Genomic DNA, 22,644 nt, shown 5'->3' on the forward strand with positions numbered 1-22,644 from the left:
GGCGGCGCTACGGTTCGGTGGGAGCGCTGGTCGCTGGGAGGCGTCGTTGACGGCGGGACGTTCGCTTGGGTTGCTGTTGGGCATTGTCGCCGACGGGGTCTTCGGTGATCCGAAGAAAGGCCACCCGGTCGCGCTGTTCGGCGCCGCCGCGGCGCGGCTGGAGCGGATGGCGTACCGCGACCACAAGATCCCCGGGGCGGTCTACACAGGTGCGCTGGTCGGCTCGGTCGTGGCCCTCGGGGCGGTCGCCGAATGGGCCGGCCGCCGCCGTCCGGCCGTGCGGGTGGTGGCCACGGCCGCGGCCACGTGGATCGCGTTGGGCGGGAAGTCCCTGGCCAACGAGGGCACATTGATGGGTCGTTCGCTGAACGACGGCGACGTGGCGGCGGCGCGCAAGCGTTTGCCCAGCCTGTGCGGCCGGGATCCGCAGGCGCTGGACACGACCGCGTTGGCCCGCGCGACCGTCGAGTCCGTGGCCGAGAACACGTCCGACGCCGTGGTCGCGCCCCTGTTCTGGGGTGCGCTGTTCGGCGTGCCCGGACTGCTCGGCTACCGGGCCGTGAACACCCTGGACGCCATGGTCGGCCACCGGTCGCCGCGCTACCTGCGCTTCGGGTGGGCGTCGGCGCGCCTGGACGACGTGGTCAACCTGGTCCCGGCCCGTGCGGCGGCGGCGCTGACCGTGGCCGGTGCGCCGGTCGTGGGCGGCTCGGCGCTGGGCGCGTGGCAGGCCTGGCAACGGGACGCGGCCGCCCATCCCAGCCCCAACGCCGGCCGGGTGGAGGCGGCGTTCGCGGGCGCACTGGAGATTCGCCTGGGTGGCCGAACCGTGTACGCCCATGGTGTGGAGGAGCGGCCGGTGTTGGGCACTGGCCGTAGCCCGGACGCGGGTCATGTCACTCGCGCGGTTGAACTTTCCCGGGTGGTCGGCGCGCTGGCCGGGGTGGGCGCGGCCTTCGTCGCGTTGATCACTCGACGCTGAGGGCTCCGCGCAGTGTGTTCAGGGCGGCGTGGGCGACCGAATGGTCACCCGTGACGGCCCGGATGGCTGAGATGTCCATCGGGTGCCCGGACATGAACCGGTAGAGGTCGCCGGCTGGCATGGTGATCGACGCGTGCGCGTCCGTCGGTCTGGTGTGGACGACCAATGTGGACCGGCTGGCGGTCAGGGCGAAGACCTCGCCGTCGATGAGCAGTTCGCAGACGTGGCCGTCGGGGATGGCCGTCGGCCGGCCGGCGGCGCTCAGCAGCACCCAGGCGGGCCGCACCTCGTCGGTTTCGAGCGTTGGCGAACCGTACTCGACTCCCCATCTGCGTAGCTTGGCCATGGCTGGGCGCAGAGCGAGACCGGCCCTGGTCAACTCGTACACGGTGGCGACGCCCGGCGGTGGCAGCGTGGTCTTGCTGATCACGCCGGCTTCCTGCAGGTCCCGCAGCCGGCCGGCGAGCAGGTTCGTGGGGATGCCCGGCAGCCCGGCCAGCAGGTCGCTGTAGCGCCGCGGCCCGACTGCCAGCTCGCGGACGATCAGCATGCTCCAGCGTTCGCCGACCACATCCAGCGCCCTGGCCAGCGGGCAAACCTGTCCGTACCTCTTCACTTGACGAAGTGTACCAGCTGATGCATAAAATCAAGCCTCCACTTCATTTTATCAAGGAGGCTGGTCATGGCTGGAATCGTGCTGGTGACGGGCGCGGCAGGTGGGGCGCAGGGCGCGACCGGGCGGCTCGTCACCGAGCTGCTGCTGGCCCGCGGCGTCACCGTCCGCGCGTTCGTGCGCAAGCTGGACGAACGAGCCGAGCGGCTGCGCGCGCTCGGCGCCGAGCTGGCCGTCGGCGACCTGCGGGAGATCGCGGACGTCCAGCAGGCGCTGACCGACGTCGACCAGGTGTTCTTCACGTATCCCGTGGTGGACGGCCTGTTGGACGCCACCGCGGTGATGGCCGCGGCCGCGCACCTGGCCGGCGTGCGGCGGTTGGTGGAGGTGTCCCAGCTGTCGCCGAGGATCGAAGCGATCAGCCCGCGCACCCGGCAGCACTGGGTGTCCGAGCGGGTCTTCGACCACGCCGACGTGGGCGCGATCCACCTGCGCGCCACCGTCTTCTACGAGAACCTCCGTGCCCTCGCCCTGGTCGGCGCCCCCAACGGTGAGCTCGCGGTCCCGCTGGGGCCCGCTGACAACAAGCTCCCGTTGATAGCGGGCCCGGACGTGGCCCGGGTCGCCGCCGCTCTGCTGGCCGAGCCACACAAACCGGCGGAGCCGTACTACCGCCTGATCGGCGCGGTGATGAGGATCGACGAGATCGTCGCCGAGTTCGCCAAGGCCCTCAACACGCCACTGGCCTACGTCGACATCGACAACCAGGAATGGGCCGACCAAACCCGTGCCCGTGGCGCCGAGGAACACACTGTGCAGCACCTGTCCAAGCTGTGGCAGATCTTCAGCAACCCCGCCTACCAGCGGACGACCTTCGCCGTGACCCCGGCCATCGAAGAGATCACCGGTGCCGAACCGGAAGGTCTCGGCGAGTTCCTCGCCAAGAACCTAGGTTGACATGGCGGCGCGTTCGGCGGCCTCTTCCTCGGCGACCATCTCGGCCACCGACCGGCGCCGCGGCCGCTGGCCCGTCAACGCGCCACCCGGCCGCAGTTCGCGCCACGTGAAGTAGATCCAACCGAGGACGGCCATGCCGCCGAACGCGATCCACTGCAGCGCGTACGACAGGAACGGCCCGGAGTCCAGTTCCGGCAACGGAAGCGCCCCGAGCGCACCCGGCGTCTTGTCCTCCAGTTGCAGGTAACCGGGCTGGATCGGCAATCCCGTGGCCTGCGCCACCACGCGGGAGTCCACCGCCCACGCCTGGCGCTTGCCCTGCGTGGAGTCGTCGGTGAAGGCGCTCCTGTTCTTCGGGTCGGTCTCGTCGGCACGCACCCGCCCGGTCACCGTCACCTGGCCGGCCGGCGGCGCCGGGTACGCCGGCACCCGGGACTGCTCGGGTCGCAGGAAGCCACGGTCGATCATGACGATCTGGCCGTTGGCCTGCCGGAACGGGACCATCACCTCGTACGCCGGCTCGCCCTGGACGGTCCGCAGCCGGGCGACGATCTCGTCCTTGCCCAGGAACTCGCCGGTGACGGTGGCCAGCCGCCACTCCGGCATCCCCGCGCGCAGCGGCTCGGCGGGCGCCTTCTTGGCCGCGGTGATCTGGTCGTTCGTGGTCTCCCGCTCGGTGTTCCGGCCGAACTGCCAGGGCGAGAGCAGCGTGAAGCAGGCGACCGCGAACGCGATCACCACCAACGACAGGCTCAGGTACCCGGGCCGGAGCAGGTTCCGCACGCCTCCACGGTAACCACCGGCCTAGGCCGCGCGCAGCCAGGCCCGTGCCGCGGACATCGCCTGGGTCGCGTAGCCGCCGCCGAAGAGGACGGTATGCACCAGCAGCGGGAAGAGTTGGTGCAGGGCGACTCGTTGCCGCCAGCCGTCGGCCAGCGGGTACACCTCGTGGTACGCGCCGAGCACCCGGTCAAGCAACGGGCACCCGAAGAGTTGCAGCATGGCCAGGTCGGTCTCGCGGTGGCCGCCGTGGGCGGCGGGGTCGATCAGCCAGGCGCGGCCGTCCGTGGCCCAGTGCACGTTCCCGGACCACAGGTCGCCGTGCAGCCGGGCCGGGGGTTCGACGGGAACGTCGGTGAGGGTCGCGCACACCGCGTCGAACGTCTCCGCAGGCAGCCCGGCCTGCCGTACGTACGGCTCGATCCGTTGGGTGGCATAGAACTCAGCCCATGTGCTGGCCGGGATGTCAGTCATCGGTGCCATGCTGATCCAGGCGTCGGCCGGACCGTCCGGCGGCGGCGAACCGAACGCGGGCGCCCCCGCGCGGTGCATCGCCGCCAGGCCGCGGCCGAGCGCCTCGGCGTCGCGCGGCTGGCCCGGTTCGACCTGTTCGATCACCAACCACTCGTCGTCGTGCGCGCGAACAGCCGGGGTGAGCACGGCCTCGCCGATCCACTCCAGGGACTTCGCCTCGGCCAGGACCGCGGTCGGGTGCGTGTGCCGTTTGGCGACGACCAGGTCGCCGTCTTCGAGTTCCACCTCGTAGACGTCACCGCCGAGCCGGTGCGCCCCGATGGCCGGGACCCCGGTGAGCTCGGTGACGGCCGCCAGCGGCGTCACAGGTTCTCTCGTACCCACTGGATCAGGCCGGGAGTGGCCGCTTCGATCATCCGGAGCACGACTTCGAAGTCGTCGACGCCGTCGTAGTACGGGTCGGGCACGTTCAGGTCGGTGCCCGCGTCCGGGTCGAACGACCGGAACATCCGGACCTTGTCCGGGTCGGTCATCCCGCGCAACGCCCGGTAGTGCCCGGTGTCCATGGCCAGCAGCAGGTCGGCGGCCAGGTGCTCGGGCCCGACCTGGGCGGCCATGTGCTCGGCCGGGTAGCCGTGGTCGAGCAGGACCTTCTGGGCCCGCGAGTCGGCCGGTTCGCCCACGTGCCAGGCGCCGGTGCCGGCACTCGTCACTTCGACGTCGTCCAGGCCCGCGCGACGCAGGTGTTCGCCGACCACCAGGGCGGCGATCGGGGACCGGCAGATGTTTCCGGTGCAGATGAATGCCAGGCGCACGAATGACCACCCTACCCATGCGCCTAAGCTCTCCCCGATGACCAGCGAAGACCTGAGGCACCACGGCGACAGGGACACCGCGCCGGGCATGCTGGACTTCGCGGTCAACGTCTGGCTGCCGGCGCCGCCGCGTTGGCTGCGGGACCGGCTGGCGGCGGCCATCGACCGGCTCGCCACGTATCCGTCCGACGTGGACGACCTGGCCGCCCGGGAAGCCGTCGCGGCACGTCACGGCCGTGGACCGGACGAGGTGCTGGTGCTCAACGGCTCGGCTGAGGGGTTCGCGCTGCTGCCGAACCTGCGGCCCCGGCTGGCCGCGATCGTGCATCCGCAGTTCACCGAGCCCGAGGTCGCGCTACGGACCGCGGGTGTCCCCGTGCGGCGGGTGATGCTGTCCGGGGACTACGTCCTGCGGCCCGAGCTGGTGCCCGACGAGGCCGACATGGTGGTGATCGGCAACCCGACCAACCCGACATCGGTCACGCATCCGGCCGCGCTGATCCGGCGGCTGGCCCGGCCGGGCCGGATCGTCGTGGTCGACGAGGCGTTCATGGATGCGATCCCGGGCGAGCCCGAATCGCTGTCCGGCGACCCGCGGGTCCTGGTGTTCCGCAGTCTCACCAAGACGTGGGCGCTGGCCGGGCTGCGCGCGGGTTACGCTCTGGGTGCGCCGGAGGTGCTCGCCCGGCTGGCCGTCGACCGTCCACAGTGGCCTGTGGGGTCGCTCGTGCTGGAGGCCGTGTCGGTGTGCTGCTCGCCGGGCGCGGTCGCGGAGTCCACCGAGATGGCCCGAAAAGCCTTGGCGGACAAGGACGACTTCGTGACAGCGTTGACCGCCGCCGGCATCGAGATCGTGGTCGGACCGACCGCGCCCTTCGTGCTCGTCCGCGTCCCGGACGGCCGCCGGCTGCGGGAAGCGTTACGGGACAGGAAGATCGCGGTCCGGCGGGGCGAGACGTTCCCCGGGTTGACGGTCGACCACATCAGGCTCGCGGTTCGGCCGCAGGCGGAGACCACACGACTGCTGGAGGCATGGCGTGACTACGGTCGGTGAAGTCGTGGCGGCGCTGGAGGCCGCGTACCCGCCGGACCTCGCCGAACCGTGGGACGCGGTCGGCCTGGTCTGCGGCGATCCCGCGGAGCCCGCCGGCCGGGTTCTGGTCTGCGTCGACCCGGTGGACTCCACAGTGGACGAAGCGGTCGAACTGGGCGCCGGAATGCTCGTCGCCCACCATCCGTTGCTGCTGAAGGGTGTCCACGGCGTCCCGGCGAGTACCCCCAAGGGTAGCCTGGTGCACCGGCTGATCAGGGCGAACGTGGCCTTGTACTGCGCGCACACGAGCGCTGACTCCGCGTCGCCTGGCGTGTCCGACGCGTTGGCGCAGACGATCGGACTGACCGTGCGGGGACCGCTCAGCGGTGACGGCCCGACCGGTCTCGGCCGGGTGGGTGACCTGCCGCGACCGGTGCCGTTCAACGAGTTCGTCCGGCTGGTCGCCGCCAAGCTGCCGCGCACTGTGACTGGTGTCCGCGGCGCCGGCGACCCAGATCGTCTCATTAGGACGGTCGCGGTCTGTGGTGGCGCCGGTGACTCGCTGCTTGCCGACGCCACCCGAGCCGGTGTGGACGCGTACGTCACGGCCGATCTCCGCCACCATGTCGCCGGCGAGCACCTCGACTCGACGAGCGACGCACCCGCCCTGGTCGACGTCGCGCACTGGGCCAGCGAGTGGCCGTGGTGCGACCAGGCGGCGGGCGTCCTGCGCGCCGCCTTCGGGGGTAACGTCGACATTCACGTCTCCACCCGCCGTACCGACCCTTGGACCCTCCGGGAGGACAGTCTTGAAAGCTGACCCAGCAGTACAGCGCCAGCTCCTGGACCTGGCCGAGGCCGACGGCGAGCTGGCGCGGATCGAGCACCGCCGCCGCACGCTGCCGGAGATCGCCGAGATCGTGGCGGCGGAGAAGGCCGTGCAGGGGCGCAGGGACGCGCAGGTCGCTGTCCGCACCCAGGTCGACGACCTGGACCGCGAGGTCAAGCGGCAGGAGAAGGAGATCGACGCGGTCCGGTCGCGCTCCGACCGGGACAACAAGCTGCTCCAGTCGGGCACGGTCGCGGCCAAGCAGATGACCGACCTCGAACACGAGATCGCCACCCTGCGGCGCCGGCAGGGCGCCCTTGAGGACGACCTGCTGGAGCTGATGGAACGCCGTGAGGCGCTGGAGATGGACGTCCAGCACACCGAGGTCGAACTGGCCAAGGCCGAGGCCGCCGTGACGGACGCGTCGTCGCGTCGGGACGAGGTTTTCGCCGACCTTGAGACCCAGGAGGCCCGCTCGTCCGCGCACCGCGAGGGCCTGCTGCCGAAGTTCTCCGCGGAACTGCTGGCCCTGTACAACCGGGTTCGTGAACAGAAGGGCACGGGCGCCGCGCTGTTGCGGTCGCGCCGGTGTGGGGCGTGTCGGTTGGAGCTGGACCGGTCGGTGATCGCGCAGATCAAGGCGGCGCCGCCGGACGAGGTCGTCCGGTGTGAGGAATGCGGCGCGATTCTGGTTCGTACTCCGGAGTCCGGTCTGTGAGAACAAGGATCGAAGCCGACGGCGGTTCCCGGGGCAATCCGGGGCCTGCCGGCTACGGCGCGGTCGTGTTCGACGACGAAAGCTCAGTGCTCGCCGAACGTTCCGCGAGTATCGGGGTAGCCACCAACAACGTGGCCGAGTACCAGGGCCTGATCGCCGGGCTGACGGCGGCGCTGGATCTGGGCGCGACCGAGGCCGAGGTCCGGATGGACTCCAAGCTCGTGGTGGAGCAGATGTCCGGTCGCTGGCAGGTCAAGCACCCGTCGATGCAGTCGCTCGCCCGCGAGGCCCGCGAACTGGTCGGCAAGTTCGACCGGGTCACGTTCGAGTGGATCCCGCGTGAGCTGAACAAGCACGCCGACCGGCTGGCCAACGAGGCCATGGACGCGGCCGAAGACCGGCCGACGCCGACCCGCTGGACCGGCGCCAAGGGCAAGCCGACCCGGATGTTGTTGCTGCGGCACGGACAGACGGCGATGTCGGTGGAACGCCGCTACTCCGGCCGCGGCGAACCGCCGCTGACCCCGTTGGGGGAACACCAGGCCCGTGCCGCCGCCGCCCGACTGTCCGCAATGGACAGTGTGGACGGTTCGACGCCGATCGTCTCGTCACCCTTGGGGCGCACCCGGCAGACCGCCCAGGCTGTCGCGGACGCGACCGGCGGCCAGGTGACGATGCACGACGGGCTGATCGAGACCGACTTCGGCCGGTGGGAAGGCCTGACCTTCGCCGAAGCCGCCGAACGCGACCCGGACCTCCATCGCCGCTGGCTGACCAACGCCTCGGTGCCCGCCCCGGGCGGTGAGAGCTTCGACACGGTGTTCAACCGGGTACGGACCACCATGGACGACCTGATCGCGACCCACGGCGGCCGGACGATCGTCCTGGTCAGCCACGTCACGCCGATCAAGTCGCTGCTGCGGTTCGCCCTGGACACCGGCCCGTCGCTGCTCTACCGGCTGCACCTCGACCTGGCCTCACTGTCCATTGTGGAGTTCTACCCGGACGGGAACGCCTCAGTCCGGTTGGTCAACGACATCTCCCATCATCATCCGGACGAACGCGGCGAGTGAGTCCTCGAACGGCGCCGCGTCCGCGTACCACCTGGTTTCGTGCTCCAGCACGACCGGTCCGGTGAAGTCCTGGGCGGCGGCCAGGGTTTCGGCGATCGGCACGGTGCCGGTCCCTGGGACGAGCGGACGCCTGTCCTGGGCTGAGGCGGCGTCCTTGATCTGCAGTTCGCCCAGCCACGGCCGCAGTGCCTCGGCCGCCTCGGCCGGGGACTCACCGGCCCGCCAGGTGTGCATGCAGTCCCAGACCGCGCCGACCCCGGAGACTCCGGACCTCTGCAGGACGGCGGCGATCTCCTTGCCACGCAACAGAAGGTCGTGCGTCTCCACCAGGAGCGTGACCCCGCCCGCGATCTGGGCGGCCGCGGCCAGGCGCTCGGCCGCGAGGTCCACCGACGTCTCCGGCGACCTGCCGGGGAAGACGCGGATCGCGGCCACACCCAGGTCGTGCGCCAACTCGACGTGCGCCGCCAGCTTGTCGACCGGGTCGTCGCACAGCCGGTAGTAGGAGGCCAGCGAGTTGATCACCAGTCCGGCGAGGTCCCGCCGGGCCCGTTCGCGGTCGTCACCGGACATGCCGACGTGCACGGGTTCGTCGTCGGCGCACCGCAGTTCGACGCACGCGATCCCGTACGCGCGGGCGAGTTCGGCGACCTCGGCCAGCGGCCGGCCGGGACAGCCAAGCGTGGAGAAGCCAAGCATGGCCGCATTCTAGGAGCTCAGGTACCGCTGCAGGGTCGGCCCGACGTAACGGACCGCCTCGTCGGTGGGCAGGTCGACGAGCGGCGGGAACTTCAGGACGTACCGGCACAGCGCGAACCCGAGCACCTGGGACGCGAGCAACCCGGCGCGGCGGGGGACCGCCGCCGGGTCGTCCGCGATCCTCAGCAGCGCCGGCCCGACCTGGGCGGCGAAGATCGTCCGCATCCGTTCCGCGGCCGTCTGGTTGGTGACCGCGGCCCGCAGCAACGCCATCAATGTCTCGTCGGCTTCCCAGCGGTCGAGGATGTGTCGCATCAGGACCGCGCCGCGTTCGGACTCGGGCACCTCGGTCAGGTCGGGCAGGCGCAGGTCGAACTCGGCCGCGGCGGCGAACAGCTTCTCCTTGTTGCCGTAGTAGCGCATGACCATCGCCGGGTCGATGCCGGCCTGCTTGGCGATCGACCGGATGGTGGCGCGCTCGTACCCCTCCGAGGCGAACTGGTCGCGGGCGGCGGTCAGGATCGCGGCCCGGGTGGCCTCGGAGTTCCGCATGTCAACAACTGTAGGCCAACAACTGTTGACAAGCTACCCCGGCAGGGGTCAACATGTGTTGGCCAACAGGTGTTGACTTAGGAGGAAGCCATGACGGACGTGCTGGTCGTCGGTGCCGGACCGACGGGTCTGTTGCTCGCCGGAGACCTCGCCGAAGCGGGTCTCTCCGTGACTGTGCTGGAGCGCCGTCCGCACGCGGAGGCGAACACCACGCGAGCCTTCGCGGTGCACGCGCGGACCCTGGAGGAGCTCGACATCCGCGGCGTGGCGGACCAGGTGATCGCGACCGGTGAACCGCTGCGCGCGCTACGGCTGTTCGGCAAGGTGGCCGTGGACCTGTCGTCGCTGGCGACCAGGTTCAACTACGTGCTGATCACGCCGCAGTACAACGTCGAGTCGGTGCTGCTGGAGCGGGCCGAGCGGCTGGGGGCGCGGATCGAACGCGACGCCGAGGTCGTCGGACTGAGCCAGGACGCCGAGACGGTCACCGCCCGGCTCGCGGACGGCACGACCCACGAAGCCAAGTACCTGGTCGGCGCGGACGGCGTGGGCAGCAGGGTCCGCCAGTTGCTCGGCGTGCCGTTCCCGGGCAAGTCGGTGCTGAAGTCGATCATGCTCGCGGACGTGCGGGTCACCGAGGAGCCCGATTCGGCCGTGACGGTGAACGCGACGGGCCCGGGATTCGCGTTCGTCTCGCCCTTCGGCGACGGCTGGTACCGCGTGTTCGCGTGGAACCGCAACAGCGAGGTGTCGGACAGCGCGCCGGTGGACCTGGACGAGATCCGCGCGGTCACGCGAAGCGTGCTAGGCACGGACTTCGGCATGCACGACCCGCGCTGGGTCTCCCGGTTCCACAGCGACGAACGCCAGGTGCCGAGCTACCGGTTCGGCCGGGTGTTCCTCGCGGGCGACGCCGCGCACTGCCACTCGCCCGCGGGCGGCATGGGCATGAACACCGGCATGCAGGACGCTGCCAACCTGGGCTGGAAGCTCGCCGCCGTCCTGCGCGGCCAGGCCACCGACCGGCTGCTGGACACGTACCAGACGGAACGGCACCCGGTGGGCAAGATGGTGCTGAACGTCAGCGGCAGGATCATCCGTGCGGCGATGCTCAGGTCGCCGGCGACCCGTCTGGTGCGCAACACCCTGGTCGGCTTCGCCCTGCGCCGCACCAGGATCGCCACCCGCGCCGCGGGGATGATCTCCGGTGTCGCGATCGACTACGGCACCGCGACCCGCGTCCCGGACATGCCCGTGGCGGCCGGCCGGCTCTACGAAACCTTGCGGGGCGGGCACTTCGTGCTCGTCGCCAACGACCCGCCCGCGAACGTCCCGGACCACGTGCGGGTGGTACGGCCGGTGACCCCGGTCGCCGAGCCCATCCTGGTCCGTCCGGACGGCTACCGGGCCCCGCTCACCTGGCTATGAAGCGGTTGCCAGGCCTGGATGTTCGGTCAGCGCCTGGCTGAACCGGCGAACCGCGCCGGCCAGGTCCCGGGCGGTCTGGTCGGCCAGCGTCTCGCCGATCTGCTCGTCCAGGACGAAGTGGCCGGGCACCACGTCGACGGCGCCCCGCGCGGCCAGCAGCGGCCGCAGCGCGTACTCGATCGCCACCAGGTGGCCCTGCGAGCCGCCGCTCGCGAGGGGGAACAGCACCTTGCCGGTCAGGGCCGCCTTGCCCAGCAGGTTCAGGAACGACTGCACGAGCCCGCTGTAGGCGGCCCGGTAGACCGGGCTGGCCACCACGATCCCGTCCGCCCGGTCCACCAGTTCCATGGCGTGCCGGATGGTGCCGTCCAGCAGGTCCCCGCTCAGCAGGGAGACCGTCGGCAGGTCACGCACTGTCAACGTGTGGACCTCGTGTCCGACCAGCAGGTCGGTGACGTGTCTGAGCAGCACTCCGGTCGGTGCGGTCGGTGCCGGACTGCCTGACACGATCAGGATCGTGGCCACGGGTCGAGTAGAGCAGCGGTGCCGACGGGCGGGCAAACGGTTCCACGCCGTGAGATACCCTGTGGGCGCGGACGAGTCGGCAGGGCGACCGCGGCGCCCCGACCGGGGTGTCGAGGAAAGTCCGGACTCCACAGGGCAGGGTGGTTGCCAACGGCAACCCGAGGTGACTCGCGGGACAGTGCCACAGAGAACAGACCGCCTCGGCCCAGTGCCGAGGTAAGGGTGAAACGGCGGTGTAAGAGACCACCAGCACCCCGGGTGACCGGGGTGGCTCGGTAAACCCCACCCGGAGCAAGGCCAAAAGGGCACCCACGGGTGCCTGCGCAGGCGTTCGAGGGCGGCCCGCCCGAGCCTGCGGGTAGGCCGCACGAGCCCGTCGGCGACGGCGGGCCCAGATGGATGGTCGCCACCCGGGCCTCGGCCCGGGGACAGAATCCGGCTTACACGCCGGCTCGTCCGCCCACCGGCTCAGTCGCAGCAGGCTCAGGCACCGCGTCCTGGGCCGCGAGCACCTCGTCGCCGTGGTCGTGCGCCCACTCGCCGAACGCCCCGATCGGTCCGAGCAGGCTGCGGCCCAACTCGGTGAGCGCGTAGTCCACCCGCGGCGGCGCCTCCCGGTGGTACTGCCGGACCACCAGGCCGTTGTACTCCAGTTTGCGCAGCGTCTCGTTGAGGACCTTGGGTTTGATGCCGCCGATCCGCCTGCGCAGGTCGACCGGCCGGGTCGGGCCGTCGCGCAGGGCCCACACCACCACCGCGGTCCAGGTGTTGGCCACCAGGTCGAACGCCAGCCGGGCCCGACAGTCGGCCAGGAACGTCATGAGTCCTCCCGTTGGATACCTGATGGTGTCCATTGAGCCACCTAACTTCGCCGATATGCGAATCGGAATTCTCGGTGCGGGGAACATGGCGGCGGCGTTGGGCACCCACTGGGTCCGCGCCGGCCACGAGGTGATGGTGAGCGGGCGCGATCCCGGCCGGGCCCGGGAGACGGCCGAGCGGATCGGTGGACAGGCGGGGGACTGGGCGCAGGCGGCGCAGTTCGGCGAGGTCGTGCTGCTCGCGGTGCTCGCTGACGGTGTGCCGGACGTGCTCGCCGCGACCGAGTTGGCAGGGAAGGTCGTCATCGACTGTACGAACGCGGTGGTGCAGGGGCGATGGACGCTCGCGACGCCGGCGATGGCCGAGTCAGTGGCGGCGAAGTCCGGTGCGCGGGTGGTGAAGGCGTTCAACCTGTGTCCGGACGAGTTGTGGCGGCAGACGCCGCCTCCGGTGGCCGTTCCGCTGTGCGGGGACGACCCTGAGGCGATGGACATCGTGCGTGGCCTCGTGGTGGACGTTGGGTGCGTCGCCGTGGACGGCGGTGGCCTGGAGCGGGCCGCGCTGTTCGAGGCGACGGCCGCGGTCGTGATCGGGTTGGCGGTCCAGGGCGTCGAGCCGCGGGGGATCTTGCCGGTCGTGGGTTGACATGTGACCTTTTGGTCACCTAATCTTCCTCCTGTGACCGACGACGACCGGGTGTTCAAGGCGTTGGCCGACCCGACTCGGCGGTTCCTGCTCGATCTGCTGTTCACCAGGGACGGTCGCACGTTGACCGAGTTGGAGTCGGAACTGGCGATGACCCGGTTCGGCGTCATGAAGCACCTCAAGGTGCTCGAGGAGGCCGGTCTGGTGATCACCCGCAAGTCCGGCCGGGAGAAGTTGCACTTTCTCAACTCCGTGCCGATCCGGCTCATCCACGACCGGTGGATCGACAAGTACACCGAGCCGCAGGTGGCCGCGCTCGCGGACCTCAAGGCCGAACTGGAGGAAGACCCATGAGCACCACGACCAACACCACTGTTCAGGTCCACCGCGTCTACATCAGGGCGACGCCGGAGCGGATCTGGGCGGCCATCACGCAGCCCGAATGGGCGGAGAAGTACGGCTACCGCAGCCGCGTCGAGTACGACCTGCGTCCCGGCGGGGCCTATCGGGGGTACGCGAACCAGGCGATGAAGGACACCGGCATGCCCGACGTGATCATCGACGGCGAGGTGATCGAGGCCGATCCGCCGCACAAGCTCGTGCAGACGTGGAATCCGGCCTGGATCGACGAGCCGGTCACCCGGCTGACGTTCGAGATCGCCGAGGGCGCGGGCGGGGTGTGCAGCCTGACGGTCACCCACGACCTGGCCGGGGCGCCGGTCACCGCCGACCAGGTGGCGGGCCGGCTGGAGAACGCGGGCGGCGGCTGGCCGCAGACCCTGTCCGACCTCAAGTCGTTGCTGGAGACCGGACACTCGATGTACGTGTGAACCCCGCCGATCCGAACAGGGCCCCTCGTCGCCGCGACGAGGGGCCCTGCTGTCACACCGTTCCGGCCTTCTTGGCCTCCAGGAAGCGCTGGCCGTAGGACAACAGTGTCGCGAACAGCGTTTTGAGCAGGCTGGCCAACAGCAGCCGCCAGTCGACCGAGCCGGTGCCCTGCACGACCGGCATCACCACCAGGATGATCCCGAGCAGGACGTCGATCACGAGGTTCTGCAGCAGCGTCCGCAGCGCTCGGGTGCGCGCGTCCGCCGGGGTGGGGCCGGGCGTTGGCTGAGTCATGGCGAATCCCCTCTATACTCGAACGCATGTTCGAAACCTTCTCGATCACGCGTGACCGATTACGATGTCGTCTCGGTGCGGCGCCGAATTTCACCTGAACGTGCGGCCGACCTGCCGTTCGGTGCACGTTGTACACCCCTGTACTGCACCTGTGGGTGACGGCTGGCTGCGCCGATCGGGGGATGACGGGTCGGCTAGACTCTGGCGAGCCCGGAGCGTGTCGTACCAAGGGTGAACAACCGTTGCGCGGCCGGGTGAACTGCGCTGGATGTTGGGCGAATCGGGTGGTCATTGCATACGAGCGGCGCCCACCACTCCATCATGGGAGTGGTCATGTACATACCCGCCTCGCCCAGCAGGAGGCCGAACTGGATCTACTGTGCGTTCGCCGACCACTACACCTCGTGAAGCCGACATGTTCTACTCGATAAGCACAGCGGGACGACGTCCCGTGACGCTCGTCGTATTTGGGAGTTCGAGATGATGGCCACGGCCCTGATCACCCTCGCTCAAGACCAGAAGGGCCTGGGCACAGGCGGGGTCCGCGAATGGATCCTGAACAGCATTGTGCCGTTGGCGCTGCTCGCGGTGGCCGTGCTGCTGCTCTGGCTGGGCGGCGGCAAAGGCGACAACGCGGGCGTGATGCGCAGGCTCGCAGGTGTCGTCGTCGCCCTCGCGATCATCGGACTGGCGGTGACGACCAACGCCGGCAAGGACATCGGCGAGTGGATCGCCAGCCTCTTCCGGGCCTGATCGCGTGCGGATACGGACAGACGACGACGTATACCGCGTCGACGCGGTGTGGCTCGGGCCGCCGAAGGCGACTTTCCCTTGGCGGGCCCGCTACGTCGCGTGGGGCGTCGGCGTGCTCGTGTTCCTGATCGTGCTCACCGTGGAGCGGTGGATCGGGTTCGGCTTCGACTTCTGGACCACCGCGTGGGCGCTGGTGATCACGGTGGCACTCACCCGGCTGATCTGTTCGAAGATCAGCAACGAACGCCCGCTCGGCGCGGTGATGGCGATGTGGGCCCGTGAACTGACCGCGCCGCGGCAGACGAACGCCGGACAGGGTGGCGCGGTGAGCGCGACAAGAGTAAGGGTGAACGGCCAACGGCCGCGGCCCAAGGTGAAGCACCCCAGGACGAGGCAGCACAGCCGAGTGAAAGAGCGCAGGCGGGAGGTAAGCGGTGTTCGCACGCCGACGCAGGCCCGGATCTGACCGGGACGAGCGGGACCAGGCGAGGCAGCGCCCGTTCGACCCGGCTCCGTTCGACCAGCAGCCGTTCGACCAGCCGCCGCCGTTCGAGCAGCCCGCGTTGCCCCCGGCCGGTCAGCAGCATCGCCACCGGCACCGGGCCACGGCCCAGAACCACTACATGCCCCCGCCGCCGGCGACCCGGGCCGGCCGCAAGGCGCAGGCCAAGGCCGCCGCGAAACGCAACCGCAGGCTGCCCGGCGAGCAGACCATCCCGACGTACACCCCGGAGATCTCGGCCCGCAGCATCGACGGCCACCTGCTGCGCACCGGGCACGACGTGTTCGCCTGGTACCGGTTGGCCCCGCAGCGCTGGTCGTTCCGCAGCGACTCGCAACGCCAGGACCTGATCTCCGCGATCGCGGGCCAGTACGCGGAACTGCACGGCCGGTGGATGCACCTGCGGGTGACCACGCGGCCGTACCCGATCCGGATGTGGGCGGAGGCGCACACGCACAACGCCGTCGGCCGGCTCCCGGACGTGGCCGGCGCGATGTCGTTCGACGAGTACCTGGTCGGCGAGCAGCAGCAGCTGATGGGCCGCTCGATGGCGGAGAAAGAGGTCTACCTCGGCGTCCAGGTGCAGACGCGCAACCTGGTGGACAGGGCGGTCGAACGGGCCGCCCCCTTGCTGCGCAAGATCTTCCCGGACGCGGTGGACGCCGAACTGGTCGCGCTGGACAGCGAGGTCGAGCACCTCGACCAGGTGGTCGGCTCGGCCGGTCTGGAAGGCCGCCCGGTCACCGCCGAGGAGATGTCCTGGCTGATGCACCGGTCGTGCTCGCTGGGCCTGCCCGCGCCACGCAACCTGCCGGCGGTGCCGGGGGCCGCGTGGGAGCCGGAGGACCTGGCCAGCTTCACCGACGCGGCCGACTTCCACCAGGACCCGTACGCCCCGACGCTCACCGTGCGCGGCCGGACCGGGTCGAACGCCGGCGTACAGGCGCATGTCGCCGTGCTGACCGTCGGCCTCATGCACGGGCTGCAGATCCCGGAGATCGACGACCCGTGGGTGCAGAAGGCCGACCGGCTGCCGATCTCGGTGGAGTGGTCCGCGCGGATCTACGTGCGCCGGCCCGAGGAGGTCCAGGGCGAGCTGACCCGCCAGATGGGCAAGGTGCGTTCGCAGGTCAAGCACTACACCGACGAGCACGGCCTGGAGCCGCCGCAGTCGCTGGCCCGCCAGGCTCAGCGGGTGCTGGACATCGAGGACGAGATGACCTCGGGCTTCACCGCGCTGGCCACCCGGGTCCGCTCCTGGTGGCGGGTCGCGGTGTCCGGGCCGACCGAGCGGGACGCGTTGCGCTGGGCCCAGCAGATGTTGGACCTGTACAAGCCGAAGGTCGCGATCGAACACCCCGAGGCGCAGTACGCGCTGGCGCGGGAGTTCATCCCCGGCGAGCCGCTCGCGTCCGCCGCGTACATGCGCCGCGGGTCGGTGATCTGGGCCGCCGCGTCCGTTCCAGCCGCCACGGCCGAGGTCGGTGACCGGCGCGGGATCCTGCTCGGCGAGACGTGCACGGCGACGCGGCGACCGGTCGCGTGGGACCCGTGGATGGCGCAGGAACTGCGGGACTCGTCCGGGCTGACCGCGATGGTCGCCGGGCTGGGTGGCGGAAAGTCGTTCCTGGGCGGCGGAATCGTGTACAAGACGCTCCGGTCCGGGGCGTACTGGACGATCCTGGACCCGTCCGGTCCGTTGGCGCGCCTGTGCGACCTGCCCGAGCTGCGGCCGTACGCCCGGCCGATCAACCTGCTCAACGCGCAGCCCGGGATCCTCAACCCGTACCGGGTGGTCGCCGAGCCGATGGTCGACCACTTCCTGGACGAGGACGACCCGGAACGCGCCTGGCGCCGGGAGAAGGCACTGGCCGCGGCCACCCGCCGCCGGCTCGTGCTGGACGTGTTGTCCGGCTTGTTGCCGTACGAAGTCGCGCGGCTGCCGCAGACCCGGATCGTGTTGCTGCGCGCGGTCCGTAACGTCGGCGGCCGGTTCGACGCCCACCCGGGCATGGTGTTCGACGCGTTGCGCCGTGACGCGAGTGAGCACCATGAGCACGCCGTCGTGGTCGCGGACTTCCTTGACGAGATGCGGGAACGCATGTCGTTGCTGATCCCGGAAGCCGACGCGGACCCGTACAGCGAGACCCGCGACGACCGGCTGACCGTGTTGACCATGGCCGGGTTGACGCTGCCGAAGGACGGTGTCGGCCGGGAGCACTGGACCGACGCGGAGTCGCTCGGTGTGGAGATGCTCAACCTCGCGGCGTGGCTGACTCAACGAAGCATCTACGAGCGCCCCAAGGACATGCGCAAAGGCGTCTGGATCGACGAGGCGTTCTTCTTGTCCGAGGTGCCGACCGGTCGTGTGCTGATGAACAGGTTCTCGCGTGACTCCCGGAAGTGGAACGTGCGCGTCCTGCTGTCCAGCCAGATCCCCGCGGACTTCCTGCGGATCCAGGGTTTCGTGACCCTGCTGGACTCGGTGTTCGTCGGCCGGCTCGACGACGACCAGGCCCAGGCGGACGCCCTGCGACTGCTGAAGGTCCCGATCGGCGCGGGCTACGAACAAGTGGTGGCGGCCCTGGGCCGCCGGCCCGCCCAGCGCACCGAGAACGAGCGCGACCGAGCCCCCAGACAGTTCATTTTCGCGGACGGAACCGGTGGCGTGGAACGGATCCGGGCCGATTTCTCCGGCCCGCACCTGGACCAGTTCCGGATCGTCATGGACACCACACCGGACGCGCTGCGCGACCCGGTCGGCGCCGCCCGCGCGGCCCAGCAGGAGGTGCCCGTGCCCGTAGTGGAGGAACCCCCGACCCAGTACGCCGACGCGGACGCCGACTTCGAACTGGAAGCCGACTTCGAGCTTGGACTCACCGAGGAGGCGATCGAGGAGCCGGTCGGCGGAAAGAAGCCAGACCGGGAAAGTGCCGCATGAGCACCGCGGTCTTCCTGTCCCTCACCGTCGCGCTGTTCATCGCAGCGCGACGGCGCCGCAGACGCAGGTGGTCACCGCGCCCCATCGGCCGCCGTAAGGCGTTCTGGATCGTCACCGCGATCATGAGCCTGCAACTCATGGTCTTCGCCCCCAACGCCCTGGCCCAGGACTGCGCACAGGCCCCCAACCCTGAGCGTCCCACAGCGGGCATGGTCGCGGCTCTCGACGCGCCGCGTCCGGAACACGGTATGCCGGACACGATCTACGGCAAGTACGCGTACGCCGGCCAGGTCTGGCATGTGTACGACAACAACTGCGGGATCGTCGGCAAGGCGATCACCGACCCGAACACCACGATCGGCACCTGGATGGGCAACCAGCTGTTCGACGTGGGCAAGAACTTCGTGGCCGCCACGAACGGCGTGCACTACGCGTTGGCGTACAACGAACTCATGGGTCCGCTGGACCACGCGATCGAAGGCGCCACGAAACTGTTCTACGACAACATCTACGTGAAGTGGTTCGGCCTCGCCGCGGTGATCCTCGCGGTGGTCCTGTTCCGGTACATCTGGCGCGGCGACCTCGCGACGGTGTCCCGCCGGGGAATGTGGGCGCTGGCCGCGATGTGGGTGGCGACGTCGTTCATCCTGGTCGGCCCGTTGTACAAGGAGATGGAACAGCGCTTCCTGTCGAAGACTACCCAGATCCAGGCTGGCTTCCTGGCCGACAACGCGCCCGAGTCCGACATCAACAGCCTGCCGCAACAGTTGCACGACAAGGTCGTGTACCAGAACTGGTTGCGCGGCGAGTTCGGCAGCGAGAACGCGCCGGAGGCCAAACAGTTCGGGCCGCAACTGCTGGACGCGCAGGCGTGGACCAAGACCGACAGCGCGGACACCGTCGACCAGGGCGCGTTGGACGCGAAGAAGGCGAAGTACAAGGACGTCGCCAACAAGCTCGGCCCCACCAAGGGCTATTTCACCGGCGCGGACGGCAGCCGGACCGGCGCCGGGATCCTCGCGATGTTCCAGGGCATCGTGTACTCGCTCTTCCAGTTGTTCGCCAAGCTGGGTGTGCTGCTGGCCCAGGTGCTGCTGCGGATCTTCCTGCTCGCGACGCCGCTGATCGGTCTGATCGCGATCCTGTACCACGACCTGCTGCGCAAGGTCGCCCGCGCGGCCGCCGCGGTCGTCCTGAACGTGTTGGTGCTGGCCGCGATGGCCGGCATGCACGTCATGCTGCTGAACGCGATCTTCAGCGCGGGTGACAGCCTGCCGACGATCGCGATGATGGCACTGGCGGCGTTGATCACCGTCATCTTCTTCATCATCGGCAGACCTGTGCGCCGGATGTGGCAGATGGTTGAGCTTTCGGTCGGTGCTGTGGGCGGAGCCATGCCGCAGGCCGCGCCGGGACTTTTCTCCAGGTTCCGTCGGAAGGGCGCGCAACGCACTCCGCAGGACGAGTTCTGGGAGAACGTGCGTGACTCCGACGAGGGCGAGCCCGTCCTGCGCCGGGATGGCCGCAGGCAACGCCCGGAGGCGGCGAATCCTGTTGTGGCCAACGCGGAACGCATGGACCGCAACGCGCCAAGCGCGGGCTCGGGCCGCTCAGCGATCGGCACGACAACCCTCGCGCTCAGCGCCAGTGGTTCCGACCAGGCGTTACCAGCGGCCAAGGGCCCGATCGGGGCGTTGCCGCCGGCGCAGCGCAACGGCAGCCGGATCGTGGACACCGCTCCGGTCTCGGATACCGACTGGAACCGCGGTGAGGACGCGGTTGTGGTGGCGTCCCAGGTCCTTGGTCCGCGACGACGCGACGAGATGACCGTGTACGAGCCGCCGCCCGTGGTCAACCCGCGGCCGGCGGAGACCGAGATGGTGGCCGGGCGGCCGGTGCATGTGATTTTCCGGCCGTCCCGCGGCCTGGAGGTTCGCGGTGACCACAGCCCGCAAACCCATCGACGACTACCCCTGCGGGACGACCCGCGCGATACCGATGCCTACATCAGGTGAGACTGGGAGGAGGACTACGTGCCCATCCGGACGAATCGCGGCCGTGCGGCGGTTTACCGCAAGCTGTGGGGATGGCCGCTGCGCTCTCCGAGGCATCTCGCCACGGTCGGCTTGTTCCTGCTGGCGATAGTGCTGTTCCTGGGCTACATCCTGCCGAGGATGGTCGGTGACTCCCGGGCCGCGCAGCCGCCGGCACAGTCCACTTCGGTCGCGCCGCCGCCGAGCACGGCGACGACCCCGTCGCAGGGCGCGCAGGGTGTGATCCCGCCGCCGCCCTCGTCGCCGCCGCCGACCCGCTTGTCCCCGTCGGACAACAAGACCCCGGCCAAGGCCGACCAGGCCGCGTTGGACGTGGCGAAGAAGTGGGCCGCGGCGTTCGTCAAGCACGACGGTGTGACGGCGAGCCAGTGGCTCGACGGGCTGCGGCCGTTCACGACCGATGAGTACCTGGGGGCGTCCCTGTCGAAGATCGACCCGAAGGCGGTCACGCAGAGCAAGGTCACCGGGGACCCAGTGGCTACTCCGGACTCCTACGTCAGTTCGCTCACGGTCGACGTGCCGACCGATGACAAGAAGCTGCACCTCACGTTGGTCAAGACCGCCGATGGTTGGCGTGTGAACGAGCACGACGAGGTGGGTTAGCGATGCGCGCGGCGGTGTTGCTTGTCATCGCTGCCGTGGTCGTGATGGCCGTGGTCCTCACGACCGGCGCGGTGACCTCCGTGGTGGGGTCGGCGTCGAACCCGGCTCTCGCGGCGATGAACTGCAACGCCGCCCTCGGGCCGCAGCTGGTGCAGGGCAACGCGGCGAACGGCGGTGACGACGCGTCCAACCTGAACGGCGAGCAGCGCGCCAACGTCTCGTTGATCATCTCGATCGGCAAGAACCGCCAGCTGCCGCCGTTGGCCTGGCAGGTCGCGATCCAGGCCGGGATGACCGAGTCGGGCCTGCGGAACCTCAACTACGGCGACCGGGACTCGCTGGGCATGTTCCAGATGCGCCCGTCCATGGGTTGGGGTTCGCCGGACCAGGTGGTCGACCCGAACTACTCGATCAACAAGTTCTACGACGTGCTGACGGCCGTCCCGAACTGGAAGGAGCAGCGGCCGGGCGACTCGGCGCAGGACGTGGAGCGGTCGGCGTTCCCGGACCGGTACAACCGCTGGGAGTCGATGGCCGCGGCGTTGATCGGCAGCGTCGGCGAGGTGCCTGACCCGGCCGGCTGCGGGCGGAGCTTCGGCGACCTGCTGCCGGCGCCGACCGCGGCGGCGGGCAAGGCGATCGAGTTCGCCCTGTCCCAGCAGGGCAAGCCGTACCTGTGGGGCGCGCCGACCACCAGCCAGGACTCCTACGACTGTTCGAGCCTGATGTTGCAGTCGTACCGGACGGGCGGTGTCCTCCTTCCGAGGGTTTCCAAGGACCAGTATCACGCCGGCGCACTGCTGCCCGTGGCGCAGGCACAGCCCGGTGACCTGCTGTTCTGGGCGTACGACCCAGGCGATCCGGTCACCATTCACCACGTGGCGATGTATCTCGGAGATGGGAAAATCGTCGAGGCCCAGCAGACCGGGGTGCCCGTGCACATCCGCCCGGTGCGATGGACCGAAGCGGAACTGGTACGCCAGGCAGTGCGGCCCGGAGTCTGAGGAGAGGACCAGTGCAGATGTACCCGAGCGACCCGATTCCCCGCCCGGCTGGGCCGCCGGCGTCCAGCACGCCGCTGCGGGACTACCTGGCCGGCGGCCCGTTGCCGGCGGTGGTCGACGGCTACGCGGTGCTGCCGAGATCGCTGGCCGAGGGCATGCCGCTGGGCTGGCAGCAGCAGATGGCGCACCTGCTGGCCGAGTTCCACCAGGCCTTCGGGCACCTGTCGTGGCCGGTGTACCGGGTGGTGCCGTCGCGCTACGAGAAGCTGGTGGACCTGGACGAGGACCAGCTCGCCGAGGTCGGCTGCATGGTGGAGATCGACGGGGACGGCGAACTGGTGTACCGCTCCCGAAACGGCCAACGCATCCCCGACCCGGAGAACACCAAGGTCCTGGTGTCCTGTCTGGACCCGATCCCGCAGGAACACGCGGCCGAGCTGCAGGACACCCCACCGCGGGGCTTCCCGGCCCCACAGAACTGGAGTGCGCGTTGACCGACCCGACCCCGGACCCAGGCTGGTACTACTGCACCAAGCACAACAGGGTCGAGCACGGGATGATCTGCCGCGCGGCCGACCTGCTCGGCCCCTACCCGGACGAGGCAACGGCGGCCCGAGCGCTGCAGATCGCCAAAGACCGAACCAAAGCAGCCGACGAAGCCGACCGAAAGTGGAACGACGACTGACCCACGACTGACCCGCGTGTCGCGCGTTCCCG

Annotated in this window: 26 protein-coding genes, 1 other RNA gene and 1 pseudogene; 19 read left to right on the forward strand and 9 right to left on the reverse strand. The window is 69.9% G+C overall.

What is annotated here, in order from left to right; all coding sequences use genetic code 11:
* Window positions 1-46: 46 nt before the first annotated feature.
* A complete protein-coding gene (locus EV192_RS25760) occupies window positions 47-982 on the forward strand; it encodes a cobalamin biosynthesis protein (protein WP_132119610.1) in 936 nt (311 codons plus the stop codon).
* Here the strand turns inward: EV192_RS25760 and EV192_RS25765 are convergent.
* Complete coding sequence (locus EV192_RS25765; protein ID WP_207926227.1) at window positions 969-1,598, reverse strand: winged helix-turn-helix transcriptional regulator; 630 nt, start codon at window positions 1,596-1,598, stop codon at window positions 969-971. The two genes, EV192_RS25760 and EV192_RS25765, sit on opposite strands and share 14 nt — an antisense overlap.
* Window positions 1,599-1,664: 66 nt before the next feature.
* Between EV192_RS25765 and EV192_RS25770 the strand changes: the two genes are divergently transcribed.
* Window positions 1,665-2,552 carry an NmrA family NAD(P)-binding protein gene (locus EV192_RS25770; protein WP_132119612.1) on the forward strand — a complete coding sequence of 296 codons (888 nt, stop codon included), beginning with the start codon at window positions 1,665-1,667 and terminating at the stop codon, window positions 2,550-2,552.
* Here EV192_RS25770 and EV192_RS25775 read toward each other — a convergent pair.
* From EV192_RS25775 to EV192_RS25785, 3 genes are read right to left on the reverse strand one after another with little or no spacing between them, the layout of a single operon-like run.
* Complete coding sequence (locus EV192_RS25775; protein WP_132119614.1) at window positions 2,544-3,335, reverse strand: SURF1 family cytochrome oxidase biogenesis protein; 792 nt, start codon at window positions 3,333-3,335, stop codon at window positions 2,544-2,546. The two genes, EV192_RS25770 and EV192_RS25775, sit on opposite strands and share 9 nt — an antisense overlap.
* A 21-nt stretch (window positions 3,336-3,356) precedes the next feature.
* Window positions 3,357-4,172, reverse strand: a complete 816-nt coding sequence (locus EV192_RS25780) for a fructosamine kinase family protein (RefSeq protein WP_132119616.1) — start codon at window positions 4,170-4,172, stop codon at window positions 3,357-3,359.
* Window positions 4,169-4,621: a low molecular weight protein-tyrosine-phosphatase gene (locus EV192_RS25785; RefSeq protein ID WP_132119618.1), complete on the reverse strand. Its 453-nt coding sequence runs from the start codon at window positions 4,619-4,621 to the stop codon at window positions 4,169-4,171. Before EV192_RS25785 ends, EV192_RS25780 begins: the two co-directional genes overlap by 4 nt.
* Before the next feature lie 37 nt (window positions 4,622-4,658).
* Between EV192_RS25785 and cobC the strand changes: the two genes are divergently transcribed.
* The 4 genes from cobC to EV192_RS25805 are packed head-to-tail and all read left to right on the forward strand — an operon-like array spanning window position 4,659 to window position 8,274.
* Entirely contained in the window at window positions 4,659-5,675 is a 1,017-nt protein-coding gene (cobC, locus tag EV192_RS25790) for an Rv2231c family histidinol phosphate aminotransferase CobC (protein WP_132119620.1), read from the forward strand.
* On the forward strand, window positions 5,659-6,474 hold the full coding sequence (locus EV192_RS25795; RefSeq protein ID WP_132119622.1) for a Nif3-like dinuclear metal center hexameric protein: 816 nt from the start codon (window positions 5,659-5,661) through the stop codon (window positions 6,472-6,474). The genes cobC and EV192_RS25795 overlap by 17 nt, the downstream gene beginning before the upstream one ends.
* Window positions 6,464-7,201 carry a zinc ribbon domain-containing protein gene (locus tag EV192_RS25800; RefSeq protein WP_132119624.1) on the forward strand — a complete coding sequence of 246 codons (738 nt, stop codon included), beginning with the start codon at window positions 6,464-6,466 and terminating at the stop codon, window positions 7,199-7,201. Before EV192_RS25795 ends, EV192_RS25800 begins: the two co-directional genes overlap by 11 nt.
* Complete coding sequence (locus tag EV192_RS25805; protein WP_132119626.1) at window positions 7,159-8,274, forward strand: bifunctional RNase H/acid phosphatase; 1,116 nt, start codon at window positions 7,159-7,161, stop codon at window positions 8,272-8,274. Before EV192_RS25800 ends, EV192_RS25805 begins: the two co-directional genes overlap by 43 nt.
* Here EV192_RS25805 and EV192_RS25810 read toward each other — a convergent pair.
* Both EV192_RS25810 and EV192_RS25815 read right to left on the reverse strand, forming a co-directional pair.
* Window positions 8,218-8,973: a sugar phosphate isomerase/epimerase family protein gene (locus tag EV192_RS25810; RefSeq protein ID WP_132119628.1), complete on the reverse strand. Its 756-nt coding sequence runs from the start codon at window positions 8,971-8,973 to the stop codon at window positions 8,218-8,220. The two genes, EV192_RS25805 and EV192_RS25810, sit on opposite strands and share 57 nt — an antisense overlap.
* 9 nt (window positions 8,974-8,982) lie before the next feature.
* Complete coding sequence (locus EV192_RS25815) at window positions 8,983-9,525, reverse strand: TetR/AcrR family transcriptional regulator (RefSeq protein WP_132119630.1); 543 nt, start codon at window positions 9,523-9,525, stop codon at window positions 8,983-8,985.
* A gap of 90 nt (window positions 9,526-9,615) precedes the next feature.
* Between EV192_RS25815 and EV192_RS25820 the strand changes: the two genes are divergently transcribed.
* Window positions 9,616-10,953 carry an FAD-dependent oxidoreductase gene (locus EV192_RS25820; RefSeq protein ID WP_132119632.1) on the forward strand — a complete coding sequence of 446 codons (1,338 nt, stop codon included), beginning with the start codon at window positions 9,616-9,618 and terminating at the stop codon, window positions 10,951-10,953.
* Here EV192_RS25820 and EV192_RS25825 read toward each other — a convergent pair.
* Window positions 10,948-11,478 carry an NAD(P)H-dependent oxidoreductase gene (locus EV192_RS25825; protein WP_165960601.1) on the reverse strand — a complete coding sequence of 177 codons (531 nt, stop codon included), beginning with the start codon at window positions 11,476-11,478 and terminating at the stop codon, window positions 10,948-10,950. The genes EV192_RS25820 and EV192_RS25825 overlap by 6 nt on opposite strands.
* 72 nt (window positions 11,479-11,550) lie before the next feature.
* Here EV192_RS25825 and rnpB point away from each other — a divergent pair.
* An RNA gene (gene rnpB / locus EV192_RS25830) (RNase P RNA component class A) lies at window positions 11,551-11,937 on the forward strand.
* Between the two features lie 32 nt (window positions 11,938-11,969).
* Here the strand turns inward: rnpB and EV192_RS25835 are convergent.
* A pseudogene (locus EV192_RS25835) lies at window positions 11,970-12,254 on the reverse strand (winged helix-turn-helix transcriptional regulator); the annotation flags it as partial.
* Between EV192_RS25835 and EV192_RS25840 the strand changes: the two are divergent.
* From EV192_RS25840 to EV192_RS25850, 3 genes are read left to right on the forward strand one after another with little or no spacing between them, the layout of a single operon-like run.
* Entirely contained in the window at window positions 12,166-12,945 is a 780-nt protein-coding gene (locus tag EV192_RS25840; RefSeq protein ID WP_341770897.1) for an NADPH-dependent F420 reductase, read from the forward strand. The pseudogene EV192_RS25835 and the gene EV192_RS25840 sit on opposite strands and share 89 nt — an antisense overlap.
* Before the next feature lie 33 nt (window positions 12,946-12,978).
* Window positions 12,979-13,299 carry an ArsR/SmtB family transcription factor gene (locus tag EV192_RS25845; RefSeq protein WP_132119636.1) on the forward strand — a complete coding sequence of 107 codons (321 nt, stop codon included), beginning with the start codon at window positions 12,979-12,981 and terminating at the stop codon, window positions 13,297-13,299.
* Entirely contained in the window at window positions 13,296-13,775 is a 480-nt protein-coding gene (locus tag EV192_RS25850) for an SRPBCC domain-containing protein (RefSeq protein WP_132119638.1), read from the forward strand. Before EV192_RS25845 ends, EV192_RS25850 begins: the two co-directional genes overlap by 4 nt.
* A 52-nt stretch (window positions 13,776-13,827) precedes the next feature.
* Here the strand turns inward: EV192_RS25850 and EV192_RS25855 are convergent, their stop codons facing one another.
* A complete protein-coding gene (locus tag EV192_RS25855; RefSeq protein WP_132119640.1) occupies window positions 13,828-14,070 on the reverse strand; it encodes a hypothetical protein in 243 nt (80 codons plus the stop codon).
* A gap of 480 nt (window positions 14,071-14,550) precedes the next feature.
* Here EV192_RS25855 and EV192_RS25860 point away from each other — a divergent pair, with 480 nt between their 5' ends.
* The 8 genes from EV192_RS25860 (at window position 14,551) to EV192_RS25895 (ending at window position 22,612) form a co-directional block, all read left to right on the forward strand.
* Window positions 14,551-14,823 carry a hypothetical protein gene (locus EV192_RS25860; RefSeq protein WP_207926229.1) on the forward strand — a complete coding sequence of 91 codons (273 nt, stop codon included), beginning with the start codon at window positions 14,551-14,553 and terminating at the stop codon, window positions 14,821-14,823.
* A gap of 4 nt (window positions 14,824-14,827) precedes the next feature.
* A complete protein-coding gene (locus EV192_RS25865) occupies window positions 14,828-15,289 on the forward strand; it encodes a hypothetical protein (RefSeq protein WP_132119642.1) in 462 nt (153 codons plus the stop codon).
* 157 nt (window positions 15,290-15,446) lie between these two features.
* The gene (locus EV192_RS25870) at window positions 15,447-18,266 is read left to right on the forward strand and encodes an ATP-binding protein (protein WP_132119881.1); all 2,820 of its coding nucleotides are present in this window, start codon (window positions 15,447-15,449) and stop codon (window positions 18,264-18,266) included.
* A complete protein-coding gene (locus EV192_RS25875; protein WP_207926230.1) occupies window positions 18,263-20,281 on the forward strand; it encodes a hypothetical protein in 2,019 nt (672 codons plus the stop codon). Before EV192_RS25870 ends, EV192_RS25875 begins: the two co-directional genes overlap by 4 nt.
* An 18-nt stretch (window positions 20,282-20,299) precedes the next feature.
* Window positions 20,300-20,923: a hypothetical protein gene (locus EV192_RS25880; protein ID WP_132119644.1), complete on the forward strand. Its 624-nt coding sequence runs from the start codon at window positions 20,300-20,302 to the stop codon at window positions 20,921-20,923.
* Between the two features lie 2 nt (window positions 20,924-20,925).
* On the forward strand, window positions 20,926-21,927 hold the full coding sequence (locus EV192_RS25885) for a C40 family peptidase (RefSeq protein WP_132119646.1): 1,002 nt from the start codon (window positions 20,926-20,928) through the stop codon (window positions 21,925-21,927).
* Between the two features lie 17 nt (window positions 21,928-21,944).
* Window positions 21,945-22,421: a hypothetical protein gene (locus tag EV192_RS25890; protein ID WP_132119883.1), complete on the forward strand. Its 477-nt coding sequence runs from the start codon at window positions 21,945-21,947 to the stop codon at window positions 22,419-22,421.
* A complete protein-coding gene (locus EV192_RS25895; RefSeq protein ID WP_132119648.1) occupies window positions 22,418-22,612 on the forward strand; it encodes a hypothetical protein in 195 nt (64 codons plus the stop codon). Before EV192_RS25890 ends, EV192_RS25895 begins: the two co-directional genes overlap by 4 nt.
* Window positions 22,613-22,644 lie beyond the last annotated feature (32 nt).

The organism is Actinocrispum wychmicini (assembly GCF_004345645.1).
Classification (GTDB): domain Bacteria; phylum Actinomycetota; class Actinomycetes; order Mycobacteriales; family Pseudonocardiaceae; genus Kibdelosporangium; species Kibdelosporangium wychmicini.